The following is a 1864-nucleotide window of genomic DNA, read 5'->3' on the forward strand; positions in this document are numbered from 1 at the left end:
CGTGGACGGCTCGCCTACCACTTTTTTGCGCCGCCCCATCTCCATCAATTATGTAGATAGACAACGGAACGAGGTCTGGTTCTTAATCCAACTTGTAGGCGACGGAACCAAGCGATTAGGAGAAGCAAAAGCAGGCGATATAATCAATGTAGTGCTTCCGTTGGGAAACTGCTTCACAATGCCTGAAAAGCCCTCAGACAAGCTCTTATTGGTAGGTGGAGGTGTAGGTACAGCTCCTATGTTATATTTAGGCGAACAGCTCGCCAAGAAAGGTTGCAAGCCAACATTCCTGCTGGGTGCCAGAAGTGACAAAGATTTGCTTCAATTGGAACAATTTGCCGCCTATGGCGAGGTGTATACCACCACCGAAGATGGCAGCCACGGAGAGAAGGGATACGTAACACAACACTCCATATTAAATAAGGTGTGCTTTGAGCAGATATATACTTGCGGCCCCAAACCGATGATGATGGCAGTAGCAAAGTATGCCAAAAGTAAAGGCATCAGTTGCGAAGTATCTTTGGAAAATATGATGGCGTGCGGCATAGGCGCTTGTCTATGCTGTGTAGAAAATACCACGGAAGGTCATTTGTGCGTATGTAAAGAAGGTCCGGTTTTTAATATAAACAAACTATTATGGCAGATTTAAGTGTAAATATTGGTGAATTACAAATGAATAATCCGGTGATGACTGCATCCGGAACATTCGGATATGGTGAAGAATTCGCCGATTTCATCGAACTATCGCGAATAGGCGGTATTATTGTAAAGGGAACCACTCTTCACAAACGTGAAGGCAATCCATATCCGCGCATGGCAGAGACTCCTTCGGGTATGTTAAACGCTGTGGGACTGCAAAATAAGGGTGTTCATTACTTTGTTGAACACATCTATCCCCGCATCAAGGACATTCAGACCAACATGATTGTGAATGTTTCGGGTTCTGCCATCGAAGACTATGCCGAAACAGCCGCAATCATTAATGAACTTGACAAAATTCCTGCCATAGAATTGAACATCTCTTGCCCCAACGTGAAGCAAGGAGGAATGGCATTCGGTGTTACCGCCAAGGGCGCCGAAGAAGTGGTGAAAGCCGTGCGCTCAGTTTACAAAAAGACACTTATCGTAAAGCTCTCCCCGAACGTTACCGACATCACTGAAATAGCCCGCGCAGCCGAAAATGGCGGTGCAGACAGTGTTTCCCTCATCAATACCCTGCTGGGAATGGCTATAGACGCGGAACGCAGGCGTCCGATACTCTCCACTGTAACCGGTGGCATGTCCGGTGCGGCCGTGAAACCCATTGCCTTACGTATGGTATGGCAAGTAGCCAAAGCGGTAAAAATCCCCGTCATAGGCTTGGGAGGTATCATGAACTGGAAAGATGCTGTGGAATTCATGCTTGCAGGTGCCTCTGCCATCCAGATTGGTACGGCAAACTTCATTGATCCGGCGGTTACAGTGAAAGTGGTAGAAGGAATAAATGACTATCTTAACAGACACGGTTATCAGTCTGTAAAGGATATTATCGGTGCACTCGAGGTATAAAGAATAACTAGAGATCGCCATTCGCAATATATATTCATAAAAAAGGACATTCATTGACGAATGTCCTTTTTCTTTTTATTTACATCAGTAAACTTACTCTCCCAACAAATCCGGACGCAATCTACGGGTCCTTTCCAACGACTGTTGCAGCTCCCATTCCTTAATCTTGGCCTCATGTCCGGAAAGTAAAATATCCGGAACCTTCCATCCATTGTAATCAGCGGGACGTGTATAGACCGGTGCGGCCAGCAGATTGTCCTGAAAAGAATCTGAAAGTGCAGACTGCTCATCGGAAATCACTCCCGGAATGATACGG

The 1864-nt window shown here is 46.1% G+C and carries 2 protein-coding genes and 1 pseudogene; 2 read left to right on the plus strand and 1 reads right to left on the minus strand.

Annotated elements, in window-relative coordinates; genetic code table 11:
- Both ABUA47_RS24500 and ABUA47_RS24505 read left to right on the plus strand, forming a co-directional pair.
- Window positions 1–649, plus strand: a 649-nt coding sequence (locus ABUA47_RS24500) for a dihydroorotate dehydrogenase electron transfer subunit (RefSeq protein WP_349832262.1), incomplete at its 5' end; no start/stop codon positions are given.
- Window positions 637–1548, plus strand: a complete 912-nt coding sequence (locus ABUA47_RS24505; protein ID WP_005827775.1) for a dihydroorotate dehydrogenase — start codon at window positions 637–639, stop codon at window positions 1546–1548. The genes ABUA47_RS24500 and ABUA47_RS24505, both read left to right, overlap by 13 nt.
- Window positions 1549–1641: 93 nt before the next feature.
- Here the strand turns inward: ABUA47_RS24505 and ABUA47_RS24510 are convergent.
- Window positions 1642–1864, minus strand: a pseudogene (locus ABUA47_RS24510) (tRNA (guanosine(37)-N1)-methyltransferase TrmD); the annotation flags it as partial.

This window comes from Bacteroides sp. RTP31139st1_H2_RTP31139_211217, assembly GCF_040227615.1.
Classification (GTDB): domain Bacteria; phylum Bacteroidota; class Bacteroidia; order Bacteroidales; family Bacteroidaceae; genus Bacteroides; species Bacteroides uniformis.

Excerpts from the sequence above, each read along its gene's own strand:
- ABUA47_RS24505 (WP_005827775.1), top strand. The coding sequence starts at position 637 with ATGGCAGATTTAAGTGTAAATATTGGTGAATTACAAATGAATAATCCG.